A 554-nucleotide genomic window follows, 5' to 3' on the forward strand; every position below is an offset into this window, starting at 1 on the left:
CGTCGATATGTGAACCAGGTTCCGCGTTTACAGGGAGCTCTGGCGCGAGCACAATCCGCTGGATGTTGGTAGCGACGCTGCCCACCTCAACAACCGTCCCGTATTGCCAGACCTCTGTGTTTGTTGCTGCCATGTCTATTTCACCTGTTCAATTCTTGCCTGCCTCGCGTTAGGCGAGGGGGACGAGACGGCCTTCGGATTCGAGCTGGCGCTCGATCAGGCGGCGAACCCACATGCCGCCTGCGTCGATGTTCAGGTTGTAGAACTCGTAGTCGGAGTTGGCATCGATGGCAGCCTGTTGGGCCGTGAGCATTGCTTCATCCTCCCCGAACACGCCATGGACGCCCTGCCGCAGCTGAGTGGTAATCAGCTGGCTGTCCAGGCGGTAGTTCCGCATGAAAGCCCAGAAGTAGTGGCAGGACTTATCGCTTTCCGGTGTGATGGCATTCATGACGAATCCGTTGACTCCCTGGCTTCTGTCGCCCTCAAAGGCTCCTGTGCCGGCTTTGGCCACTCCTACGTCGATGTTGATAACTGATGGGGATCGATAGGTG

Annotated in this window: 1 protein-coding gene; it reads right to left on the reverse strand. The window is 57.8% G+C overall.

Features of this window, described 5'->3' with window-relative positions; all coding sequences use genetic code 11:
• Positions 1–169: 169 nt before the first annotated feature.
• The coding region (locus tag AC1DKD_RS41860; RefSeq protein ID WP_477144813.1) for an RHO alpha subunit C-terminal catalytic domain-containing protein at positions 170–554 on the reverse strand (385 nt) is incomplete at its 5' end.

Source organism: Cupriavidus sp. 05T313 (assembly GCF_056396665.1).